General features: G+C 39.3%; 19 protein-coding genes. 1 reads left to right on the top strand and 18 read right to left on the bottom strand.

What is annotated here, in order from left to right; all coding sequences use genetic code 11:
- Window positions 1–238: 238 nt before the first annotated feature.
- The 13 genes from ABFU83_RS17465 to ABFU83_RS17405 all read right to left on the bottom strand — a co-directional run bounded on the left by ABFU83_RS17465 (window position 239) and on the right by ABFU83_RS17405 (window position 9,642).
- Window positions 239–1,573, bottom strand: a complete 1,335-nt coding sequence (locus tag ABFU83_RS17465) for a hypothetical protein (RefSeq protein ID WP_347067816.1) — start codon at window positions 1,571–1,573, stop codon at window positions 239–241.
- A 16-nt stretch (window positions 1,574–1,589) separates the two neighbouring features.
- Window positions 1,590–3,245, bottom strand: coding sequence for a BspA family leucine-rich repeat surface protein (locus tag ABFU83_RS17460; RefSeq protein WP_347067815.1), 1,656 nt, complete (start codon window positions 3,243–3,245; stop codon window positions 1,590–1,592).
- Window positions 3,246–3,340: 95 nt separating this feature from the next.
- The gene (locus tag ABFU83_RS17455) at window positions 3,341–3,505 is read right to left on the bottom strand and encodes a hypothetical protein (protein WP_347067813.1); all 165 of its coding nucleotides are present in this window, start codon (window positions 3,503–3,505) and stop codon (window positions 3,341–3,343) included.
- Window positions 3,506–3,518: 13 nt separating this feature from the next.
- The gene (locus tag ABFU83_RS17450; RefSeq protein ID WP_347067811.1) at window positions 3,519–4,883 is read right to left on the bottom strand and encodes a BspA family leucine-rich repeat surface protein; all 1,365 of its coding nucleotides are present in this window, start codon (window positions 4,881–4,883) and stop codon (window positions 3,519–3,521) included.
- Window positions 4,883–5,236: a hypothetical protein gene (locus ABFU83_RS17445; RefSeq protein WP_347067810.1), complete on the bottom strand. Its 354-nt coding sequence runs from the start codon at window positions 5,234–5,236 to the stop codon at window positions 4,883–4,885. Before ABFU83_RS17445 ends, ABFU83_RS17450 begins: the two co-directional genes overlap by 1 nt.
- A gap of 848 nt (window positions 5,237–6,084) precedes the next feature.
- Window positions 6,085–6,822, bottom strand: a complete 738-nt coding sequence (locus tag ABFU83_RS17440) for a hypothetical protein (protein ID WP_347067809.1) — start codon at window positions 6,820–6,822, stop codon at window positions 6,085–6,087.
- A gap of 325 nt (window positions 6,823–7,147) precedes the next feature.
- Window positions 7,148–7,543, bottom strand: a complete 396-nt coding sequence (locus tag ABFU83_RS17435; RefSeq protein WP_347067808.1) for a hypothetical protein — start codon at window positions 7,541–7,543, stop codon at window positions 7,148–7,150.
- Window positions 7,458–7,805: a hypothetical protein gene (locus tag ABFU83_RS17430; RefSeq protein ID WP_347067807.1), complete on the bottom strand. Its 348-nt coding sequence runs from the start codon at window positions 7,803–7,805 to the stop codon at window positions 7,458–7,460. Before ABFU83_RS17430 ends, ABFU83_RS17435 begins: the two co-directional genes overlap by 86 nt.
- Before the next feature lie 32 nt (window positions 7,806–7,837).
- Entirely contained in the window at window positions 7,838–8,482 is a 645-nt protein-coding gene (locus ABFU83_RS17425; protein ID WP_347067805.1) for an N-acetylmuramoyl-L-alanine amidase, read from the bottom strand.
- Between the two features lie 19 nt (window positions 8,483–8,501).
- A complete protein-coding gene (locus ABFU83_RS17420) occupies window positions 8,502–8,876 on the bottom strand; it encodes a hypothetical protein (protein WP_347067804.1) in 375 nt (124 codons plus the stop codon).
- Entirely contained in the window at window positions 8,873–9,040 is a 168-nt protein-coding gene (locus tag ABFU83_RS17415) for a hypothetical protein (protein WP_168732849.1), read from the bottom strand. Before ABFU83_RS17415 ends, ABFU83_RS17420 begins: the two co-directional genes overlap by 4 nt.
- 295 nt (window positions 9,041–9,335) lie before the next feature.
- The gene (locus ABFU83_RS17410) at window positions 9,336–9,482 is read right to left on the bottom strand and encodes a hypothetical protein (RefSeq protein WP_347067801.1); all 147 of its coding nucleotides are present in this window, start codon (window positions 9,480–9,482) and stop codon (window positions 9,336–9,338) included.
- On the bottom strand, window positions 9,472–9,642 hold the full coding sequence (locus ABFU83_RS17405) for a hypothetical protein (RefSeq protein ID WP_168732850.1): 171 nt from the start codon (window positions 9,640–9,642) through the stop codon (window positions 9,472–9,474). The genes ABFU83_RS17410 and ABFU83_RS17405 overlap by 11 nt, the downstream gene beginning before the upstream one ends.
- A 395-nt stretch (window positions 9,643–10,037) precedes the next feature.
- On the opposite strand from ABFU83_RS17405, the gene ABFU83_RS17400 reads away from it, so the two are divergent.
- The gene (locus ABFU83_RS17400) at window positions 10,038–10,658 is read left to right on the top strand and encodes a LexA family transcriptional regulator (RefSeq protein ID WP_347067799.1); all 621 of its coding nucleotides are present in this window, start codon (window positions 10,038–10,040) and stop codon (window positions 10,656–10,658) included.
- Window positions 10,659–10,818: 160 nt separating this feature from the next.
- Here ABFU83_RS17400 and ABFU83_RS17395 read toward each other — a convergent pair whose 3' ends face one another.
- The 5 genes from ABFU83_RS17395 to ABFU83_RS17375 form a co-directional block, all read right to left on the bottom strand.
- Window positions 10,819–14,067, bottom strand: coding sequence for a PKD domain-containing protein (locus tag ABFU83_RS17395; protein ID WP_347067797.1), 3,249 nt, complete (start codon window positions 14,065–14,067; stop codon window positions 10,819–10,821).
- 145 nt (window positions 14,068–14,212) lie between these two features.
- Window positions 14,213–14,479: a hypothetical protein gene (locus tag ABFU83_RS17390; RefSeq protein WP_347067795.1), complete on the bottom strand. Its 267-nt coding sequence runs from the start codon at window positions 14,477–14,479 to the stop codon at window positions 14,213–14,215.
- A gap of 1 nt (window position 14,480) precedes the next feature.
- A complete protein-coding gene (locus tag ABFU83_RS17385) occupies window positions 14,481–17,633 on the bottom strand; it encodes a hypothetical protein (RefSeq protein WP_347067793.1) in 3,153 nt (1,050 codons plus the stop codon).
- 12 nt (window positions 17,634–17,645) lie between these two features.
- The gene (locus ABFU83_RS17380) at window positions 17,646–20,438 is read right to left on the bottom strand and encodes a hypothetical protein (protein ID WP_347067791.1); all 2,793 of its coding nucleotides are present in this window, start codon (window positions 20,436–20,438) and stop codon (window positions 17,646–17,648) included.
- Between the two features lie 29 nt (window positions 20,439–20,467).
- A complete protein-coding gene (locus ABFU83_RS17375) occupies window positions 20,468–23,638 on the bottom strand; it encodes a baseplate J/gp47 family protein (protein WP_347067789.1) in 3,171 nt (1,056 codons plus the stop codon).
- Between the last annotated feature and the right edge of the window lie 19 nt (window positions 23,639–23,657).

The raw sequence follows: 23,657 nt of genomic DNA, 5'->3' as shown, positions 1-23,657 counted from the left end.
TACTACCCTACCCACATTTATTATAGCAAGAGACCGTCCGCTTCCTGTTATGGATGCCGAATTCGTCCTCTATCTGAAGATGGTCTGATTATTTTATTTTAGACTTTATGGTAAGTGTCGGGGTTTTTGTTACACTATTTATTATTATCTCAAACCTTCTGATGCTGCATTTTGACCCGATATTAAAGTGTTTTTAACTCGCGGCCCGATACGATTCTATGTAGTAGCGTTCTTCTTTTTAATAAATTCTGAAATAGAATCTGTTTTCTTTGTCACTTCCAATAATTTCCGCCCATCCGCTTTCCGGGATTGTTACCGAAGTATTCGACAGGCCTGCGATCCAAAGTGTGGTTGCTCCAGCCCGGTTGATGGTTATGGTGTTTCCGGTATTATTGATGATGGTATACCGATAACTGGCGGCATTTTCTACCGGAATGCTCCAGATTGCATTGACGGAGCCGTTATATACCAAAGTGGTATGCAACGCTCTATTGTCGCCCCCACTAGTATCCAAAGGTGTAATTAATGTTCGTAATTGCGAATCGGTTAACCGGGATGCTGTAGTCGCAATCGTCCGATGTCCTAATCCCGGCAATTCGGATTTAACGGGTAAATGACCGCTTTTTTTCGGTAGTACAACGTCTACCCGGTCTACATTACCCTGTGTTACATTAGGTGCAACCGATACTGCATATTTTGCCACCGGATTATTGAAATGCGATTCAAAACGTATTCCATCCGGTTTATAGGAAGCATAGCGGTCGTTGTCCGATCTGTTGTTCGCCGTATAGCCCATTACCACCCCTTCACCATTTATCGCGTTTCTATTACGATTATCGTTTGTTCTAAATTCGATCGTGTTTTGTATCGTATTATCACTTGCTTTAAGTACGGCATCGATAGTTGGAACGACCGGCGCCACCGCTTTTAAGGTTCCGTTGGGTTGTACCTGTACGACATTATCATAAATAAATTTTCCTTTCTGATCGGTATCCGCCGGCAGGTTTAATCGAACCGAACTGGGTGTGCTTTTATGTATAATGGCTCCGTCTAAATAAATATCGGTATAATTTGTCAGGGCCGGCATCGTCCACATAGGACCATAACCGGTTACCTTATTAAAGTGTTCATTTTTTGTGAAAACATAATTTTTTGAAACACCGTCGACTGATAGTCGTACGGGAATCAATTCGTTTTGTATGTTGATATCAAAACTGTCGGGAGCTATGGTAAAAAAGAACAATCTGTTAAACTCCGGATATTCCGAAAAAAGATTCTCTTTTTCAAAATACATGTTAGCGTTGTCCGGATCACCAAAATCTGAGAACCATTCAAAGTCAGAGGTCACAGTGCCTTTTAGTGCCAGATTGCCTTCTATAATTTGCTTTCCTGTAAAGGTATTTCCGCCGTTTAGACTTGCTTTATGTGCCAGATCGTTTTCCAGATTCTGGATATTCGCCTGTGGAATAGCCGCTTCTTTATGCCAAAACGAGTCCCATGCCAACCAAAATTGTATTTGCGATGGTTTTGTACTGGTTTTAAACCAGCTACTGATTTCTGCTAAACTTGTCATATTAAAATCTTATTTTTTATTCCACGATAATCCATCCTTTTTTAATCGCAACATCCCGATCTTCCGGTGCCAGAAAAGGAACACCCCAGTTATTGGTAATGGTAATTGTCGGACGATCTTCCCCTGATCCCAAATGTTTAAAAATATCAGCCAGAGCATTTCTCGAAAGCTTACAGCTACTATAATCAATTGATTTTCTGATTTCTGCTAATGTGGCTTTACTTAAGTTTCCACAATTGCCAAACATGCCGATAAAACTCGTTCCTTTTTCCGTTTTCAAAGCCGGAATAGACTCTAATGCATTGCATTCCACAAACATTACACTAAAATCAACTCCACTTGAAGTATCGAGGTAGGGAATGTTTTGCAACCTCAGGCATCTGTTAAACATATTGGAAAAAATATTCCCATTAGATGTATTTAGAGGCGGAATTGTTTTCAGGGAACTACAGTTCATAAACATGGCATAAAAATTAGTTCCGCTTGAAGTGTCTATTAATGGGATCCTTTCCAGTAAAACACAGTTGGCAAACATGGCGTAAAAATTCTCACCTTTGGACGTATCCAATACTGGAACGTTTTCCAGCCTGTAACAGGATGCAAGCATGTATTCGAAATTCGTTCCATTTGCCAGGTTTAACAACGGTATGCTTTTAAGACCGATACACGTTCCAAACATATATCCGAAATCCGTTCCGTTTGCCGTGTTTAATAACGGTACACTTTTAAGACCGACACACGACATAAACATGTTAAAAAAAGTAACGCCTTCGGACGTATCGAACTGCGGAACAGTTAGCAGAGAAAAGCAATTCTGGAACATATAACTAAAATCGCGTCCTCTTGAAGTCTCCAATAACCCAACCGTTTGTAAGTCGTAACAACTCGCAAACATGCTACTAAAATCAACGCCGCTTGTCGTATCAAAAGAGGGAACGCTTTTTAAAGTCAAACACTCCTGAAACATCTGACTAAATTTTTCTCCTTTGGATGTACATTCCGACAATGCAACCGATTGTAAAGCGGTACATCCTGCAAAAAACTTGGTAAAATCGGTTATGGAACTATGCCCTAAAAAACAAAAATACTCCAGATATCGGTGTGATACAGCGCCTCCGCTAATCCTAAAATCGGAAATAGTTTCACCGCTCACCCGGATATCCAGCCATCCGGAACTATACGACCCCGTACCGACATTAGGATGTCGTTCCCGTAAACTGATGCTTGTTAGTACGTGTTCTTTCTGAGGCGTCACAGTGACTATCGTCTGACGGTATCCAAGGGATCTTTCTGTTTTTTTGAAATCTTCATACGAATAGAAGTGTGAAGCCAACGATCCTGAGCTAAAATTTTCGATCTTTCCATCGCCCCAGTCAACCGTATAATCACCGGTAGCCGCCAGTGTAATAAAATTACTATCTTCAAAGACAGCATGTAATCCTACAAACTTTTGCTCGCCTTCTTCCACCCTGTTTTCAATGCGTAACCATTCGTCCGGGCGTTTCCATTCGACCGGATCTTCATTACCATCAGCAGAGATCTCGCGGATTTTTCCGGCATATTCCCGAAAGGCTATTTCTTCCGGAATCGTTACTCCTTTTGCGATAATCGCATCCCGAATTTCAGCTTTCGTTTGTCCTAAATAGGTTAGTTTGTCTGCAATTGTTCCCATTATATTACTTGTTGTTTATTAGTAATTGCTGATTCGTCTATTTTTAGCGGTAACCGATATAATGCTGTCGATACAGATACGTTATCGAAAACAGTTTATGATTCCGTGATAATCGCTTGTACCGGCTCTCTTTCGATCCAATCGCTTAAATCGGTACCAACAGGTGCTGTAACTCTGTTTGCGACTTGTTCTCCGTTAAATAATTCCCTTCCTTCTTCGGCAATTATTTCAATAAAAAATTCGGTTGTATTTGTTATCATAATTTGATTTGTTTTATCCTACAATAGTCCATCCTTTACCGGTCGCAATCGCTTTATCGCTCGCGGTTAACAATGGTGCTCCCCAGTTATTTGTAATGGTTATCGTTTTTGAGGTTACGCCCGATGCCAGGTTACTGAATACTTCAACCAAAGCGGCCTTAGAAAGTTTGCAACCCGCATAGGAAACCGTGTTTTTGGTACCTGATAATCCTGCTTTATTCAGCGAAGCACAATTGGTAAACATGCTTGCAAAAGTTGTTACCCCAGAGGCTTTAAATAAAGGAATCGTTTGTAATCCCGTACATCCGGAGAACATATTACTAAAATCTGTTCCTTTTGCCGTATCGAATAACGGCACGGTTTGTAAGGAAATACATCCCTGGAACATATAACTAAAATCGGTCACTTTTGACGTGTTCAACAGAGGAATGGCTCTCAAAGAAGTACACCCTTCGAACATGCTAATGAATGTCGTTGCATTTATAGTGTTTAATGCCGGAACGCTTTGGAGCGATGTACATAATGAAAACATGATACTAAAATCCAATCCTTTGCCCGTATCGAATGCCGGAACACTTTGTAGCGATGGACATCCGTAGAACATCCCGCTAAAATTCGTTCCGTTTGCCGTATCGAATAACGGAACAGTTTTTAAAAAGGTACAGGATTCAAACATCGAGCTAAAATCGCTACCCTTTGCCGTGTCGGAGAATGCTACGGATTGTAATTGTGAACATCCGTAAAAAAAGCGATTGTAACTGGTTATCGAACTTCCTCCTACATAATTAAATGCTTCCAAATAGGCATTCGTCACTACCGATCCTCCAATATTCATGCTGGTCATTGATGATCCGCTCACCCGGATATCCAACCATCCGGTACTGTATGTATTCAAACCGGCCTGTTTGTGTTTTCGTTGTAAGTTTACGTTGGTCAGATTTTGCCCGGTTTGAGGTGTCACCGTAACAATAGCCTGACGATAACCGCGTGTACTTTCCGTTCCTGCGAACGAACTGTACGAATAAATATGATAGGCCTGAGCACCCGAAGTATAATTTTCGGTTACACCATCGCCCCAATCCACAGTATAATTACCCGTGGCCGAAAACGACACAAAATTACTATCTTCAAATATGGCGTGTAATCCTACAAATTTCTGATTACCGGCGACTACCTTGTCTTCGATGCGCAACCAATCGGTCGGGCGTTTCCATTGCATCGGGTTTTCTCCGGTTTCTGTTTTAATCTCTAAAATCTTTCCGGCATAATCTCTAAAAGGTGCTTCCTCAGGAATGATCACGCCTTTAGCTGCCATGGCATTTCGTATTTCTGTTTTTGTTTGTCCTAAATAAATTAGTTTATCTGCAATTGTTCCCATTATACTGCGTGTCCGTTTATGATGTCGATTGCATTTGCAATATTTCCAATAGCTCCATTTACCGCATCAACGGTTGGAAATTTTGTTCCCGTGTTGTCTGGTGTCAGACTGTTTTGTTTGTTTCCGATATTTTCTTTGATAGCCAGTAAAGCAGCATGCGCCTGCTGATCGGCAAGGTGTGCTGTAAATTCTGTTTTTGCCACCATCTGACTCGTATCAAGCCCTGCGATTTTGTTTGCCGGAATGATCTCATCCTTATGCCAGAAAGACCGGAATGTTTCGTCAAAATTTGACTGTGTTGGTTTCTTACCTTGTAAGAACCACTGTAATATGTCATTAAGAGGTGTCGCCATATACTTGTATTTATAAAATTTATTACTCTAAAGTTGATGTACTAAAAAGGTATTTTTAGTGGAATTGTGATTGCAACCGTTTCGAAAAACGAAGTCCGCAGGAATACGTTGCAAATTTTAGGGGCATTTGGATTCGTTAGTGCTAAACGGATTATTTCATCTGGAGCGAATCCCGATCAGTACCTGGATAGTGCAGTAAAATTTACAAACTGTTATTTTTTGTAAACTTTAGAGACTGTGAAACCCTGCCAGAAGGACGTCCTCAAACCAATCACCTTATTAATTTTTCGGAGTCATTCCCGGGAAGAATCCCGCGAAGTAGCAGATTAATGTGCTCCACATTAAAAGTTATTCTCAAAAAAACGGAACGTCCTACCGGGCAAGATTTATATATTTTTTTTTGGGGTTTCAAAAAAACCAAAGGGTTGTTCTCGCAAGGATCGTCTCAAGGGTCTCCCCAAGAGTCGTTCTCGGCTAGCATCCCAAGAGCGAGCTCTAGGGTTGCTCTCGAGGGAACGTCCCTCTGGATGCATTCTATATTTTAATTTCGTTTTGGGTTTCAAAAAAACCAAAGGGTTGTTCTCGCAAGGATCGTCTCAAGGGTTTCCCCAAGAGTCGTTCTCGGCTAGCATCCCAAGAGCGAGCTCAAGGGTTGCTCTCGAGGGAACGTCCCTCTGGATGCATTCTATATTTTAAATTTGTTTTGGGTTTCAAAAAAACCAAAGGGTTGTTCTCGCAAGGATCGTCTCAAGGGTTTCCCCAAGAGTCGTTCTCGGCTAGCATCCCAAGAGCGAGCTCAAGGGTTGCTCTCGAGGGAACGTCCCTCTGGATACAATTTATTCTGTGTATTAACCAATACTATAATTGATAACGTCTTCCAGTCCGGATGATCCTAAAACCATTTTAAAGGCTACCGGCTGTGATCGGTACGGTCTTCCGTCGATCATGATTTCTAACAAAACCTGACACGGGACAAAAGGCTTTCCATGTTTACTAAACTTAAAATCGCCAGGTTTAAAGAGACTTCCTGAAGGGGAAAACTCTTTATATCCTCCTTCAAAATTAGGTCTGAAGTAATGGATAGGTTCCATATCAAGAACGGACTCTTTTTCTTCTATGACATAGACCGGTTTTCGATTCCATTGTATCGCATCCATTTCTCTTTCTTCGGCGAAATGGGCCTTTCTCATATTACCGTTCCTCAGTTTCTTTTTCTGTTTATAGCGTTTTATGATCACCTTTGGCTGATACAACATGATATCATCTGTACCTTCCAGAGTGATATGCATTTTTTTGTATCCCACTACTCGTCCCATAATGTATCTATATCCCTGGAAATACTCCGGTTCTCTACCTTCTACCGATTCGACAATTAAATGCCCCACCGAAGTGTTTGGAAGTTCTTCTGATTTATAAAAATCATAATACTTGTAGAATGTTTCTGCAGAGGGTCTCAGTGTTAATCCGAAATTAAGTTCTCTCAAATGAACATAACTATCGATCAGCTCTGAAAACTCTCCCTCCGTAGGACGGTCGCCCGCTTCAAAATACGTTTTGAGTTCCTGTCTTGTCGTAATATTTTTCATAATTCATGTGCAAATGTTTTTAATACACCATTGTCATATTGAAACATTTATTTGTATTTTTTGGTTGTTTTTATTAGCAAAAGCTATTTTGTTTTTGAATTTGATTTGAAAGAATTTTACTACTTATTTACACTTGCAAAATTCAACTATTTATTTTAATCCAGGGCATTTTTGGGTTTTGAATTCTGTAGTTGCAGTAGGTCTCATCCTTACCGTTTTTGATATTACTTCGGTATTGGCTTTACAAAATTGAACTATTTTTATTTTGTTTTGAACTTTTTTAGTGGTTCAATTCTGTAGTTGCAACTCTTAATTTTTGGTGGTATCAGTGAACCAATAGTACGCCAACCACCAGGCCAACAGCCAGGCCGCCCAAGCCATACAAAAAGCCATTTCCGGAAGAACCCTTCGCAGTTTTATATTGCTCCTCTTTGACCTGTAACTGCTTTTCTGTTAACAGCAATGAGCTTTCCATAAGCTTATTTTGCTGCGACATAAAATTGATCAACACATCTTTTTCTTTTTGGATTTCGATGCATTTTGCGAGGTTTGCTTCGACCTTATTTTCCCGTAACCGATCGTAATCGGCCAGATCGATCAGTACCTTCCGGGCGATGTGTTTTGCAATCACGACACTATCTTTCTGAATAGCGGTTTGTGAGCTGGCGGGCCAGGCTGTCAGCGTCATCAGTATTCCTAATGTTATTTTTAATTTGTTCATAACGCATATTATTTTCTTTTGCCCATGCAATCTCCTTATAAAGTGATTTTTCTTTATCGGCTATCAACGCTAACTGCTTTTTTTTCAGAAGCGCGATGCTATCCAATTTCGTTACGTTCTGTTCTTTTAACAGTTGCAATTCGTCAATCTTTTGCTGAAGTACGACATTGAGTTCTTTTTTCAAAAAGTACATTCGAATGTTGAGTCCCAGAATGATCAGAATCAAAACACCAAAAGCATAGAGCAGCACCTTATCTCTCATTTTCTTCGTTTTTATATCGCGTTTTCAATTTTTTATGCCAATGCTTTCAGCATATCGATGAGTTCTTTCTGCGGATGCACATCGGATTTATCCGGTCTGAAAGAAACATGTGCCCAAATTCCGCTTTCGCCGCTTAAAGCTCTTTTGTTGAATTCGAACATAATCGGTCCTTTATAGCTTAACGGAATTGCATACCGTTCGCCCCAATATTCCAATAGTTCCTTTAAGGATGCGATCTGAGCCGTGGTATATTTTTCAAAATACTGGTAACCCCGGAATGCTTTTTCATAAAACGTCACATTTTCTTTTTTTACCTCCTGACCAGAGAACGAATAAAACTTGCCATTTTTAGTGGTCAATCCGCCCCAGCTATCGAGTTCAATCCCGATAAATTCTTTATTGCGCTGGGTGTTTAACGCCGGAAGCTCGAATCGTTTAAAGTGTTCCTGTTTTATTCCTAAATGATGGGCCCAATATTGTGAGGAATACAACTGATGGATTCCGCCATCTCTAGCGATGATTATAGGTGTTGCAACACGTTCCGCAGTGGATTTCCACCATTCGATATCGCCCAAGACCGAGTCGCCAGAGACGGTATGATGCAGCACAATTCCTTTTTTTTTTGTGACTTCCCTGTAATATTGATCTTCAGGAAAATCATGACTTATTATTTTCATCTGTTATCCTTTTTTTAAACTATTTCACATCGTTATTATCTTCTTTCTCATTTGGGTTTTTGTCTGTATTAACTCCGTATGTTTTTTCGATATAGGCTTTTACCGCTTTATCGATCCAGCTTGGAAGATTTGTGGTAATCATTTTGAGAAATTTATCATACCCATAACCCAGAACAAAAAGCATCCCTGTGGAATACCACTTGTCGTTTACATTCGCTTTATGCATGACATAACTCATCGTAAAGCCCACGATTATCACAATCAACAATGTTACAATGTGTTCCCAGGGCTGCTTTTTTTCTTTATTCTGGATTGAAATCAACACGCGCAATAGTCCACCTGAAAAAGCTACTGCTGTCCCAATAAATAGGATTTTGAAGTTTTCCAAATTCATTCTTCCTTATTTATCAGGTACATATTATCTAAAAAGCTTTTGCTTTTTTTAATGTTCTGACGTTCATCCAAATAGGCGATATCATCAATAATATCGTCAATATCTTTTTCCTGCTCATCAAACACTCCTTTCTTTCCTTTAGTTGCTTTCTTTTTTCTTTTCATAGTTATTTAGGGTTTTCATTTGTATTTATAGTTCTGGTAAGCTTTAATCTAAAAGGAGTATCGTTTCAAAAAGCACAAAAAAGTCCTCTGCTCTTCAAGCCAATGCTTAAAAAACCTATTCTTTTTTCGCTTTATTTTTTTAGTATCTGTAAGGCGCCACGAAACAATAGTCATTGATTCAGGTCTCTTAAAACGGGCTTACAGGCCTGTTTTCAGAAACCAAAGAGGCGTTACCCTTTTTTAGAAATGTACTTAACTGCTTGCTACACCCGGCACGTCACCGTCTGTTATTCTTTTATAATGGCAGTTCCATTTTAAACAGCCTTTTATTGCAGTTTCCGGCTTTATACACAACCGAACCAAAGGAATCCGGTTCTTTGTTATCCTGACAGAACCAGAACAGGTTCCATCCTTTATCAAGACATACAATTTCAGTAATCATTTTGATCGTCAGTAAGGATGTTGTAAATAGTACGCTCTGATAAAAACAACATCTCTGTCAATTCATTGACAATTACCTTCATTTGCTTGCTTTGATTATCCGTCACATAGTTCGTAACGAATTCTTTTCGTTTTTCAATTAATTCTCGGTTTCTTTTCATGGTTGATAAATAATTTGGTTGTTTAAAGAAATTGATTAAAATAAATTTTATATTTAGTATAGTTTTTACGCAAATAGTTCCATAAAAAAATTTAAATGCGCACGATTACGCACTATGTTCGTGTTTTCACATTTTACACCTACAACCCAATGAAACAAAATAAAACACTGTATTCTAAGAGCCTCACCTAATTACACGGATAAAAAAGACACTGTTAAATGTTGCATATATTTCGTATATTTGCATCAATGTTAAATGCTACACGACAAATATGCGAATTTTGTTCGTGTTTACAAAACAAAAAAGAGTACAATTTGCGTTTTATTTTGTTTAATTTTTACAAAAATCTCATTATGAACTATTTAGAATTCAAAGAAATCAGAAAAAACTTGAACATGAAGCAGTCTGAGCTATCAAAATCGATTGGCGTCGGTATTAGAGCGATACAGTACTGGGAAAAAGGCGAACGAAAAATCCCCGAGACGACCGCATTTTTCATGAAAAGTCTGTTAGCCAAAAAACAAAAGGAGACTAACGAAAACGGTTCACCTGTAATTTTTTCCGATTTAAAGATTATGAACGTGCCGCTTGTAAATCAATACGCGCAAGCCGGTTACCTGAATGGCTTTGCCGATGAAGAATTCACGGAGAGCCTACCTACTATTCCATTCACAGACGACGTCGAGCATCGTGGCGAATACATGTGCTTTGAAGTCAAAGGCGACAGTATGGACAACGGATCCTATGAGAGTTACCTTGAAGGCGACATTTTATTATGCAGAAATATCAGACAGGATTTCTGGATGAGCAAACTGCATTATAACAAATGGGACTTTGTAATTATCCATAAGGAAAAAGGTATTCTGGTAAAACGTATCATCAACCACGATGTGGAAAACGGAATTATTACGCTGCATTCCTTAAATGATTATTACAACGATTTTGAAATACATCTGAAAGATGTAGCCAAACTGTTTAACATTATAAGTACAAGACGCAAAAACAACCGGCGATAGTAAAATATCCCTCCAACCATTAACGTGGTTTCTTTAAATTCTCAAAAAATCAAACAAACAGAAACGTCGGGCCTTTCGGCCCTTCGTTTACCTGTCATAAAACAACCTCAACCTGCTCACTACCCCAATTAATTTAACCTACTACGTTCGACTACAATGCCTATGTAGGCTGTGCAATTTCACTATAAACCGAATAGCCATTGGCAAAATAGTCATTTGCTCCACTCACCTGAAGATTATACACCCGATAATTTCCAGTTATAAATTCGTTGTTTTGCAACGGTTCTCTTTTTTCAAACTCCCGTAAGAGTATGTCTCCTAAAGCCAACGTACCTATTGGTAGCGTCGGAAGATGTAATTTTGTTTCTTCCGGCTGGTAAGACTTCCATCCGCTTTCTGTACGAACAGGATGTGGCCCTGTCATAAAAGGTACTTCATCATTCAAGCGGTATAATCTTACATTTGCCATATAATCAACCTTAGCGATTACCTTAACCGCACCCGTATACGATTTTAAAGTATCCCCCACTTGAATCTCTTCTATATTCTTACTCGGTCCGGTTATCATACTAATTTTGGTACCCGCAATAAAGGAGGTTCCGTTGCCCGTTGGCGTTGACGCTTGTCTTACTATTACCGGAACCGTATGCAATTCCGATGAATGATAATCTCCGTCGCTAGCTATCAAACGCACTCCTACCGTATATTCGCCTGGATTAAGTCCTGTAAACGTATGCCCATTGGACGTTGAAGTCACTAACGATTCACCGTTAAAATACCATTGATATTGTAATCCCTGAATATTACTTGGATTACTCGTGACTGCATTAAGAACTATTATATCATTTGCAGTTGGTTCTAAAGGACTCACATTCAAACTGGTAATTGTTACCTGTGTTTTCACATTAAGCTCAATAGAAGCGGATCCTTCTAAACCATCCGAATCTCTGATGGTTAACTTAACCGTAAAGACTCCGGCAGACGGTAACGTAACACCTACCGGATTACTGGCACCTCCAGAAATAATTACATTAGGATCATCACAGGACCATATATAACTTGCATCCGTAATGAGGCCTGTGCCCGGTGTTACTTCTCTATAAATTTTCACATAATTTCCTCCGGGTACATATAAGTTTGTATGTGAAGGCGTAAGACTTACCGTAGGCGGTGTACCGGTTTGTGGTTGTTGGGGCACGTACCAGTTTGGAAGCGTTACCACCTGAGAACAACCATTAGCTGTTGAAACCAACACCGTGATCGGATTTCTTCGGGCGACATTAAAGAATATATTTTTAACATTCCCAGCAGCATCCGGTTTTAAAGCTACATAGCTACCATTACCCAGAAAATCCCATTGATAATCATATTCTACTCCATTCGTATTTGAAACGTTAAACGTCACAACTGTTCGCGTAGAATCGCCTTCCGGATAATCAAACTTAACAGCATTGATTGTTACCGCAGGTACTGGTAAAAGTTTAACCTTACAATTGGTTGCTTTTCCGTTTACTGTAAAACTGATTTCCTGATTCTGCAACGCCGTTTCAACCTGGCTGGGATCGAAAATATATTGTCCGTTGATCTTTCTAACACCTCCAAGAAGGCCATTGCTGGCAACAGCTTTTACTTCGCCATTTGATGGCGTTACGGTAAAGACCATCGGTTTTCCATTTTTACAAACCGTCGCAGATGGAAGGCTTAATGAAATCGGTGTTTTTGGTGTACAACAGATATAAGGCAAGACAAAATCGGCAATAACCTGTGGTTCTTCTTCCGATTTATAGACCAACACAAAAGTACTGCCGCTAAAAGCGCCGCCTCTATGTTCCAATCCTGGATTTTTGCCAACATAATCAACAAAATCAGCCTTATAAAAATCTTTATTATCCTGTAGCTGCGCGAGTGACACACTCATGACTTCAAAGCCCAGCTGCTTCGTGTTTTTTATGGTCTGAATCACGTCGACTACTTCGCGGTAATCACCACCCTGATGTCCTTCAATAAGATAGTAAGGCATCTTGTCACTATTGTAATCAAGCGGCATTTGCACGTTAAGCGCAGTCGAAAGATTCGTTTTATCATAATGTAAATTCGTATCGAAAGCTCTGTTTGTAGTTTTATCAAAATTCCAAAGGCGCAAAAGCTCATCCGAAATGTTGTAATAAAACGGGATGGCACGATCACCTAACGAACTTTTGTTCTGTGATGGTGTAATGGTAATTTCAGTACCATTATTGGTCGGATTTCGAAACGATAATGTCAATACATTAAAACGTTCGATTAACACCCTAACCCGTAGTGTCTTTTTTTCACTGTCTAAAACAGGCGAATTATAAAACTGATGTCTGGTATAATCGTATCCGTCTGTTGGAATGAATTTCCCAAGGATCACGTGATTTGGGAAAGAGCCTACATCGGGCAACGCTTTTGTAAACGAACTTGGCAATAGTTTGACAATTTCAGCATAGGTTTCCGCTAAGTCTTTAAGGACATCGTAGGCATACTGAAAATTATTATTCTGATTAGCAAGCTGATTTAGCGTATTCACAAAGTTGGATCGATCGACCAACGGGATGTTCATTTTCTCCGAAATAAAATCAATGTTTGTAAACATCCAGCTGTAATCGCTTTCCGTTGTACTATTTTTGTAGGCCTGTTTTAACAGTTCCGGGGTTTTTAATTCCGGCGTTAAAATAACGCGTTTTAATTTTTTAGCTGTTGTTACGTCCCCCGAAATCACACGTTCCGGGAAAACCTTATCCTTAGCCAGAATCCGGTCTATACTATCCTTAGTCGTGACCAACACTTTTAGGTTTCGAATTTGTTGGATTCCGTGATTATCACAATCCACGCCACGACATGGTTTTACTTCTTTCTCATAACTTTCAAGATAAAGCAGCAAATATTTGTCGCCAAAATCGCCAAGCGTAGCCAGTGGTCTAAAATTCTTTGTCGCTTCTTCGGCTGTTGCCAATTCCCAAAGCTCTACCTCCAGATCTTCAGTTTCGTCATTATAAAATGGCGGATACACGGCTTTACTATTGTCATAAACCCTCCAATGTGTAAATTCCTTATGGGAGATGGTCATGTCTTTTAGTTCGCTCATATAGGTGTCGCCACTTAAATCCTGGGTTTTGCTTTTCTTGTTTAATGTAAGCAAATCCCCATCTGTAGTGATTGCAACACCTTGCGAAAGCATCATTTTGGTAAGCAGGCCATTTTCGTAAATCGGTAGTGGCTCTAAACCACACACAATTCCTACGCCTTCCATCATAACCCGGGACAAGCGGTCCTGATCTTCAAAAAAATCCAGGAACTCGTTGAATTGTAGATCCTCTACTCGTTGCCCTTTACTAAACTTTCGGTATTGGGTTGCGATCTTATTTAATTGATAATTGTAATTCATTTTTAATAATTTAAATGGTTTAGCAGCTTTCTCAGGAAGTTATACTGCGGTTATTTTGTATTCCATTACGGTAACATAAGTCCCGCAGTATCTGTCCTGATTGTATTCAAGCGTGACGCGTTTTATAAATCCTTTAAAGATGTTATTACTTACAACTTTTGCATCCACAACCCGTATCCGCATGAGCTGCCTTTTTCTCCAACGTTCCTAAATAGTCCTTGTATTTTGCTATAAAAGCATCGGCAGATTGCGTCATAATAATCCTATCTTCTACGGTATCAAAACAAAAAAGAACTTCTTCATTATTCATTACCATGATTTGTTTTATGTCGATAACGGCATCGCTTGTGGTTAGCAAACTGTTTACGTCAATGACGATTCCGTCTTTTTCATATTGTTCGATCAGTCTCATATTATTTCTTTATTTCTCCTGTACAAGGGTTAATAGTCAGGAAGTTATTTTTCGGACAACCGTTATAAATTACCGCTCCATCTAATTTCAATGTAGTCCACGCTACACCGCTGTGACAAGAACTGTCTGCACAAACCAATGAGAATGAAATGAATCCGTCGTTAGGTTGGTTTGCTGCAACAATAGCTTGTGCTTCTGCTGCTGAAATACTGTAAGTCCATTTACGAGATCTTCCAGAAGTTTCTCCATCACCATAAGACTGTCCAGGCTGAAGCGCTGCACTACCATTATTTAAGTTCACAATGTTACTTCCGTTCGCCGCATTACCAAGTTGGATCGAGTTCGCTAATAATTTGAAACGAGCCGAGTTACAAGCGTGTCCACCCGGACAAGGTCCTTTGGTGTCATGATATTGAATTGTAACTTCTAAACCGGATAAACATTTCACGGTGGTTTGTCCTGTAATTACAATCGGTTTAAGATCATATTTTTTAGAACAACTGTTAGGGTTCGAAATGGTAATCGTTGGTCTGAAAGTCTCTTCCTGACCGGCAACAAGTTTGTATGTATTCCTGATTTTACCGTCTGATGGAACAGCACCCGACGATTTTTTACCATCACCAAAATCCATCACATAGGTCAAATTGGTAAGTGTTCCGGTAACAGTAAAGGTCACCTCTGCGTCCGGATGATCCGGAACTTCTCCATGAATTGGTTCCGAAGCGGTTACTGTTACATTTGGCAATGCATGTACAATCATTTTTGCTTCCACTGGATCGTCGTTAACGGTAAAGCTGATTGTTTTACCTAAATCGGCTGCCGCCACAAGGCTTGGATCGAAGAAATTCTGCCCCGCGGTTTTGGTAACAACTTTCACTTCCCGACCGGCGATATTCGCTTTGATGTCGCCATCCAAAGGAATAATCGTAAATGGAACTTTTGCATCATTCTGACATAATTTAGCAGAAGGCAATGCCATAAATACCGGATCTTTTTTCGAACAACACAAATACGGTAAAGCGAAATCGGCCAAAACGGTATTATGCTCTTCTGATCTGTAAATCAAGTATAAAGTACCTCCAAACGGTACACCGCCACCATGCTCTAATCCTGATTTCAGATCCAGGAAATCACCTAAAAATTCGGTATCTACCTTTTCTTCTTTGGCCGTTTGTGTTACAATTGAAATCCCGGAATCGGCAACCGCTTTAAAATCGATTGTATTTAATAATTTCAACTGATTATCCAAACCGGAAATCGTTCGTAAGGTTTGCTGTGCATTGACCTGATTACTAATATCGCTGGAAATCGAAACCAATTGTGCTCTCAGATCCTTGATGGATATGGTTGTTAACTCTGGGCCAACTGGTAAAACAGGGGTATCAGGCACAGTCGATCCATCACTTGGTGATGCAGCCGAAGCAATACTTGATGCATCAGCCGAAGTAGCAGTAGCATTATCTAAGCCATTCATCCGAGCGGTTACTGCGCCAGTGGTTGCCGCAGTGGCAACAGTAGCTGTTGCGGCAGTAGCCGTTGTAACCGTTGCATTGAGCGATCTGCTAGTGCTTTTTTCCAATGATAATCCGGAAACTTTAAATGCCAATCCATATTTATCCCTAAGGGCATTAATATTTTGCATGGCAATGGTATAGGGCATCCCTACAAAACCTTCGACTCTGTAAAAATCGTTGTGATCCATATTGTACAGCAACGGATTACGAATAAAATCGTCGGTTGCCAGATTGGTTTTATGGTAGCTAAGGTTATAGGTTTCTTTATAATTTTTTGTTTTTTCAAAATTCCATTTTTTTAACAAATCCAGATTCACATTATAATAAAACGGAATGGCTTTTTCACTTAGCGCAAGCCCGGTGTTAGACGGCGTAATAACGATTGGGCCTTTAAACGATTGGAAATTTTTAAGTTTTTGCGTAAAACGGTTCGCCAACGAAATCAGTTTTTCTTTGTTCTCATCTTCATTGGTTGTGATTGGCGCATTATAAAAACTATGACGGTAAATCGTATGATCTCCAATATTTAACGGCGCTCCAACCAGTCCTAACATAAGGTGCTTTTGAAATGCGTTGATATCCGGACAACATTCGGATTTAAGATGCAATACCAATCCTTTGATTTCATTGTATGTATCCACTAAATCTTTTAGCAAATCATAACGGTACTGATAATCGTATGGAGTCGTATTTAATACCTGATCCAGTTTTCCTCTTAAGTCTAATCCACCAAAATCCATGGTGATATCAAACATCTCCGCAATATCATTAAAACTAGAATCCAGGTCGGAAATAAGCGTACCACTCTGAATGGCATTCTGAAATTTTGTACGTAAAGCCAATTCTGTTGTTACACTTCTATCCAGAATTACCCTTGGCACTTCAATATTTTTTAACTGGTTGTAAAGTAACTCGTAGTTATTATACTGTTGATAAATACTGTCATATGCATTACTGTTAAGGGAATAGAAATCCATGTCGCTTCTGTTTGCCAAAAGCACTTTAAGATCCGATACCTGTTCGGCTCCATTATTGTCGCAATCCACATCCTGACAAGGCGATTCCTCATTAGAATAGCTTTCCAGGTATAGAATTACAACTTTATTTCGCACTTCCTGTTGCAATCCCGATACAGGATGAAAGGCAGTAGCAGTAGCGCCATTTCCTACCAAAGTATTATAGTCTTCCTCGGTAAACAATTCCAATAACGGCATTTGTGTATTTCCACTATAGAAATGCTTATATTTATAGGTATCCAAATAGGGTCTGTAGTAGGCATATTTTTTTTCGGCCTCGTCTATTTTAACCTCTTTCGATCTTGATCCGGGAATATTTTGACGCAATGTAATCAGATCCCCATCAGTGGTAATACCCACACCTTGCGAAATCGTAATATATCGGAATGCCTGTTGTACCTGTTGTTGATGGTCCGGGTTTACCACTGAGATTCGTCCAGCAGTATCCGCCAATAAGCCCGTTTCAAAGCCGCAACCAATTCCAACACCACTTAGTCTGGTTCTTGATAAACGATCCTGATCTTCAAAATAATCAATAAACTCATTCAATTGCCCCTCGGTTAACGCCTGATTGACGTTGAACTTTCTATACTGGGTCGTGATACTATCTAATTTAGTGTTCATTCTTTTTCTGTTTTATATGTTTGATTGTCCTAGTATGATTTTTCCATCCAGACTGTCGTTATCGTCCACGGCACAGTCTAACAGCCTTCCCGGCTTATAGATATTATTTAAGCTGGTTAGCGCATTCAATAATGCTGTAGTACTGCCTCCCAAACTGCTAATATTATTTCGTGCTTTATCGAGAAGGAATTTTTTATAGGTCTTTTCGAAATTCGCCAGATCATTCATAGCTGTTTCGATCTCACCCTGTCTGTCGCCAACCCAACAAATTTTTGCTAAAACATGCGCCGGAAGTTCCTGTCGGATAACCGTTTCGGCATAGCGTCTAAAATCATAATCTGAAAAACGATACGCATATCCGGAAAGTATTATACTGACACGGTAGGAATACGGATCAAAAATATCGTCCTCACAACCGTCTTCACAGGTGGTCATAAAGGCATTCGGATCGGCAGCACCAGAGCCACCATCGCCATCATACATCACTACAAAAGTGTCTTCAATAGCCATACAACCAATACCACCCATCAAATCATAATTCTTAACCGTTGGTTTTAACGTCATGTGATCCACCAGGAAAATCCCTTCTTCGGTAAAGCGATGTTTGAAATAATCCACCAGATTACGGATTCCTGTTTTTAAGGTATCCTGCGACGTGTACGGGTTTGTTCTTTTATGACATGCGATCACTACCGGCTCCAGAGAATCGTCTACAACTTCCAGATAAAAATTATCCATTTCCGATTTGCGAACGAAGATGTTTCCAATACGTTCACCGCCATTAAAAGTCACATTCAGCTTGTTTTCAAGATCTTCCTGATCAATCTGAATGATTTGATAAACCGCTTCGTTTAACGTACTTGTAGCGCCATACTCAATCTTAAAGCTTTTTACACCACTTAGAATAATGGTATTATCAGTAGTATCCCTAACTCTCCATTTAAAGCCCGGAACACCGTTTTCTGTAACTTCCATAATTTGCACTGGCGAATGGGACACATTTCTGTGTTTATAGTCTTTCATCCCCAACAATCGCGCAATTCTTTTTTGTACTCCGGAAACGTTACTGGTATTCCATATATCCTCATCGGCGGTTAGGGTATAATTATGCCCCAATCCTCTATCGGCACTCAATGTACTGTACTCGCTCAGGAAAACTTCTTTGTTTCGCAATACAATTTCATCTGTAGACACTCCGTAAAGTGTTTTCATCAGGAAGGTATAATCGCTAAATGTTTCTGCAAATCGGGCAATCAGGTGATCCAGAAGTTCGTTTCTTCGTTCTACACTATTGTCCAGTTCTTCATATAAAGCATCGGTAAGTACATCATCATTGTTGGTTACATAATTCTTAACCAGACTTTCAAAACCATTGATTCCTTTAAGCGCCTGAGTAAAATAGGTTCTTTTCAGTTTACCATTTACACTCAATATTTCTTTTACTTTTTCAAGATGTTTGAAATAACTGGCCAGTACTTTATCAAAAAACAACAAATACCCTTGTAACTGCTTGGCAAGTGCTTCTCTTTCCACACTTGGATTTCCAATAATTCCGGAGGTTCCTACACCATAGGTATCCGGGAATTCGTTTAAAATAGACGCATAATTCCCCAGGTCATAGGCCGTTCCCTTAGGGATTTCCAATGTTTTGTTTAATCGTGCATCTTCGCGAAGTGCTTCCTGTTCCTGACGGAACTTTTCCAGGTATTCGTCTACTTTTTTACGGTTGATATTTAGTGGAAGCGATCCTTTGGAATAGCTAAAAGAACTTAGGTCACACAATACCGGTTTTCTTCCTTCTGCAATACAGATTACCCATTCGTCACTTTGTTGTAAAGTGCCGTCACATCCGGCGATAGAAATTTCTTTAATTTCCTGAACGCCTTCAACTTTCATAATCACATTGATGATATCGGACAGCCGTACTTCTTTTCTTAGCTGACTGTTTTTAAGTTCTTCTGTATCAATAAAACCATTATCCAAAAGCGGTCCGTCAAAAATCTGATCGGTCGTATAGCCTTTGTCAAGCATCTGTTTTAAGGAATAGAAGTGTACTTCCGGTGACAGGTAATTGTTGATGCTTCGCAATACTTTAGCGTGTACCAGTTCTTCATCGGCTTTGTTTGTAACGCCAATTCGGGCACAAACCGCAATACTTTGCGTTTCAATTTCCTTGATATCAACTAAATCCTCACAAAGGTTTCTATTGGCATGATAGCGCTCCAGAATTTTGATTCGGGTATTCGATCTGTCGCATATATCGGTTGTTTCTTCTCCATCAAGGTCTTCTCCATATTCCACATAAAGATCATAAAGCCCTTTTACCGGAAAGCTTTTTATTTTGGCTGCACCTACTAAATCGTCCGGATTTAACGCCAGTTTTGTTGAATCACAATCGGCATAAATCAATTCAGTCCGAGGACGCCACCAACAATTTTTTACAGCGCGGCTGCTTCCTGATTTTAAACCAACATCGATAAACAATTTTCTGTAATCCAGCTCATTTAAAGGTCTTGAAGGCAGAATTTCGGCCGCCTCAATAAATTGGCTATCAATACCTTGACCCGCTTCATTCGAAGACAAAATATCTTCCATATTAAGATTCATACGCATCCCTAAATCGGTAATGGCATAACTTAACACCTCCAAAGTAGTGATCCCGGGATCATGAGAATTATAATCGGTCCAAAGTTTACTTCCCAGTTCTTCTATGTATTGAATACCTGTCTTTCGTAGGAACTGAAAATCTAACTGGTCTTCCGTTTCAACTTTTTTAGGTATACTAATATGACTATTTTCTGACATAATTATCTATTTTTATCTATTTGTTTTGTTTAAATACATACCTGTTTAGCAATAGCCACTTCATGTTGTTTTGCGGATACTAATATGGATTTCGGATCTACTTCAATTAAATATTTTGTCTGTATTTCACCATTAACCGTTACCTGTATACTGTCGATATAGTCAACATAATAAAGTTGCTCCAAATAATTAATCAACTGATTTACATTAAGTTTCATATTAAACGAAACAACATCAGAATCTCCAAACGCCCAAGGCGATATAAATTTTTTAATATCTTCGTCCAATTGTTTGCTATAGAAAGCTTCATCAAATTCATTATGGAATCTTGCTTCAATTTTCACAGTGGCTTCCTGATAATTTGGATTGATAACATGCGTCTGCACATGCATTGAATTTAATCCGTTAACATAGTTTTGAATTTTATTCAAGCTGGCCCGACTTACTCGTGGCTGGTAGCTATCGAATGCATTTTTATTTTTTGTATTCGGAATCACAACCAGGGTCACATGACCAGGAGCCATAAATGATTTTTCGGAGGTATGGTTCAAACATTTCACCATAAAAACATCTGGAAATTCCTGCAAAACAAGTTGCTCATAATCCCATTGTGTAATCGCTCTGTTTTTGTGACGTAATCGTTCACTAACACGTCTGTAAAAAGCCGCGTCGCTTTCTTTATATTTTCCGTCGAAAGAATTATAAGGCTGACTCACCGATTTGATCTGCGGTACTCTTGTAATTAGTTTTGCAATCGTACCGGCTTCCAATCCGTGATCCAGGTGTGTCAAATCGTTATCCTGATTCTGAAAAGTAGCCAGAACCGCTTGTGTATAAATTCCCTGAATTTTACATACGGCGTCATAGCTTCGTTTTGTTTTCGCTCGGATCCATATTCCTTTTTTCTCAAATAAGGTTGTGTTTATATCAATATCCTTCGGAATCTTAAATTTCACAATTCCAGATTCCAGGAATCGTTTCGTCTCGTTAGTCAGGATATCATTTCTAAGGGTTCTCCATGTATTCTTAGAAAGAATATCCCATTGAATATTTTCATTCTCTTCGAAGGTATCGGCCAAGGTGTTTTCACTTCCTTCCAAAGCCTGGATTAACAGCGATACCGTTTCACTTGGTTTGGCATCTAAGCAAATGAATAATTCGCCTCCAACTTCGTGAACCGGCACAATACTAGGTGCAGCCATTTCTTTTTCGAACTGACCAAATGCATCTTCATAAAACAAGGTTACTTCTTTGTTTTTTGCCGATTTCACACTGTTTACCAGAATGTTTGGCTTTACAGCAACGCTATCCAGGTTTAATGATTTTACATTCTTTGCCAGAACACTTCGGTTCGTGGCAACGGTGTCGAGTATGTTTAATGCTTTTACATTCTTTACCAAAGTAGTTCGGCCCGTATAAGCGCTTTCTGAAGCCGAATAGTTCAACTCGACATTTTCGGTTACCGGGATATATGGTTCATTCGGGATCAGAATATTAGTCTCACCGCTGGTTAATGCCAGTGTATATAATTTTGGATACACATCCTGTAACGCCGATTGTTTTAAGGTTAATCGGATCGATTCAGAAGTACCCGCAACTGAACCTGAGTTTTGGATCGTAAAATTCGTTTGATACCCGGTTTCCGTTTTTTGGTACAAATGGATGTCTGTTCCTTTTATAGCCCATCCTTCTTTTTCTAGAAGAAATACATTCGCTTTAAAATGATCATCTTGAACCACAACGGAACTCTTCGTTTTAGCAGCGCTAAACGAATTTTTCGAAACCACAACATTGGGCTTAATCGTATAGCCCTGATAAAGATCTCTTATCGATTCCGGCGTATTTTTCCAATTGATTGTAATCGATGCTTTATCCCATTTTTTAGCAAACATCTCCGGATACTTAATGTAAAAATTAGATCCTGTTACCGGTTGTCCGGTAAATGGGAAATAATCTTTTTCCGGATTTAGCGCACTACTGTCGTTTTCAACCAAAATGGATTTCACTCCTTTTACATCAACGGCAATAACTACGTTTTCGATTTCTTTTTCAGCCAGTGCCTCATAAAGGTCATAATACCTGTTTCCTTCGATCATAAATCGCGCAATGGCAAAATCGGTCAGGAATGTTCCGCCCAGCACTTCTTTATTATAGCCCACCACGGCCGGAAAATTTTTCGTTAGCGTAAAGGTTAACACTAAACTTTTAGCGTCGTTTACAGTACATCTTATTGCACTACCGGATACCCATTCTTTTTCACCACTATAAAACAATTTGATATTGTTTTCAATTTCATCAAGTCGTAAAGCTGCTAATTTTGAGGTTCCGTTGTCTCGAAAGCTAATCGTAACGGTTACGGTACGTTCTCCTTCTTTTAAATTTAGCAATGAGGAAGCGATTGAAAAACCCAGTTTGGCATTTTCAAGTTCTTTAAAGTCCGATTTATCCGGTTTGGATTCGTTCGAATTGTATCCAAAAGGCCACCAATAATTACTGGTTTCCGGTAGTTTTTCGGCGATTCCGTCTAAAGTATTAACCGCACGGGCTATTTTTAGTTCTTTTTTTGTTTTATCGTTTAAAAAGCTTTTAAGTTCTACCACTTTTGCCTGACTGGCAATAAGTTCTTTTTCGGTCTTAAAAACACGTTTTTTACCTGTTGCATCTTTTTTAGCATCGAGCAAGGTCCCTTCCGGCACTCTTTCCTGGATTGCTTTTTTGGCTAATTCGAAAATCACATAAACTTTATCCGCTTTAGCATCTTGTTTTTCGATCTGAAGAATTTCATTGTAATAGAAATCCAAATGTCTTTTGGTAAGATTATTAAGTGCCTTTTTCGAAAAATCCATCAACTTAATAAAGCAGATAAATAACGTCATGTGAGGCGTAAGACTTCCATCTTTCTCAAATTGAGCGACAAGTTCTGTAACCTCTTTTTTCAGGCTTTTGTAAGCAACACTTTCCCTACGCGGAATGGAATAATCATCGGCACCTAAAAAAAAGCCTTCCCAGGTTCCGTTAGGTGTTGTTGCATCATTTTTATCAAAATAATTTACATGAGTGGCAAAATTGTTAGCAAAGAGTAGCCAATCAAACAAATCGAAATCGTGCAATTCAAGATTACTGGGATCAAGTTCTGTTAAAAAGCGTTGCATTTGTGATTTTCCGTCACGATAATGCGAAAATGTATCTATTTTTTTCATTTGTTTATATTTAATTTTC

The sequence above is a fragment of the Flavobacterium sp. WV_118_3 genome (assembly GCF_039778605.1).
In the GTDB taxonomy this organism is placed as follows: domain Bacteria; phylum Bacteroidota; class Bacteroidia; order Flavobacteriales; family Flavobacteriaceae; genus Flavobacterium.
This window is presented reverse-complemented; position numbering and strand designations above follow the sequence as displayed.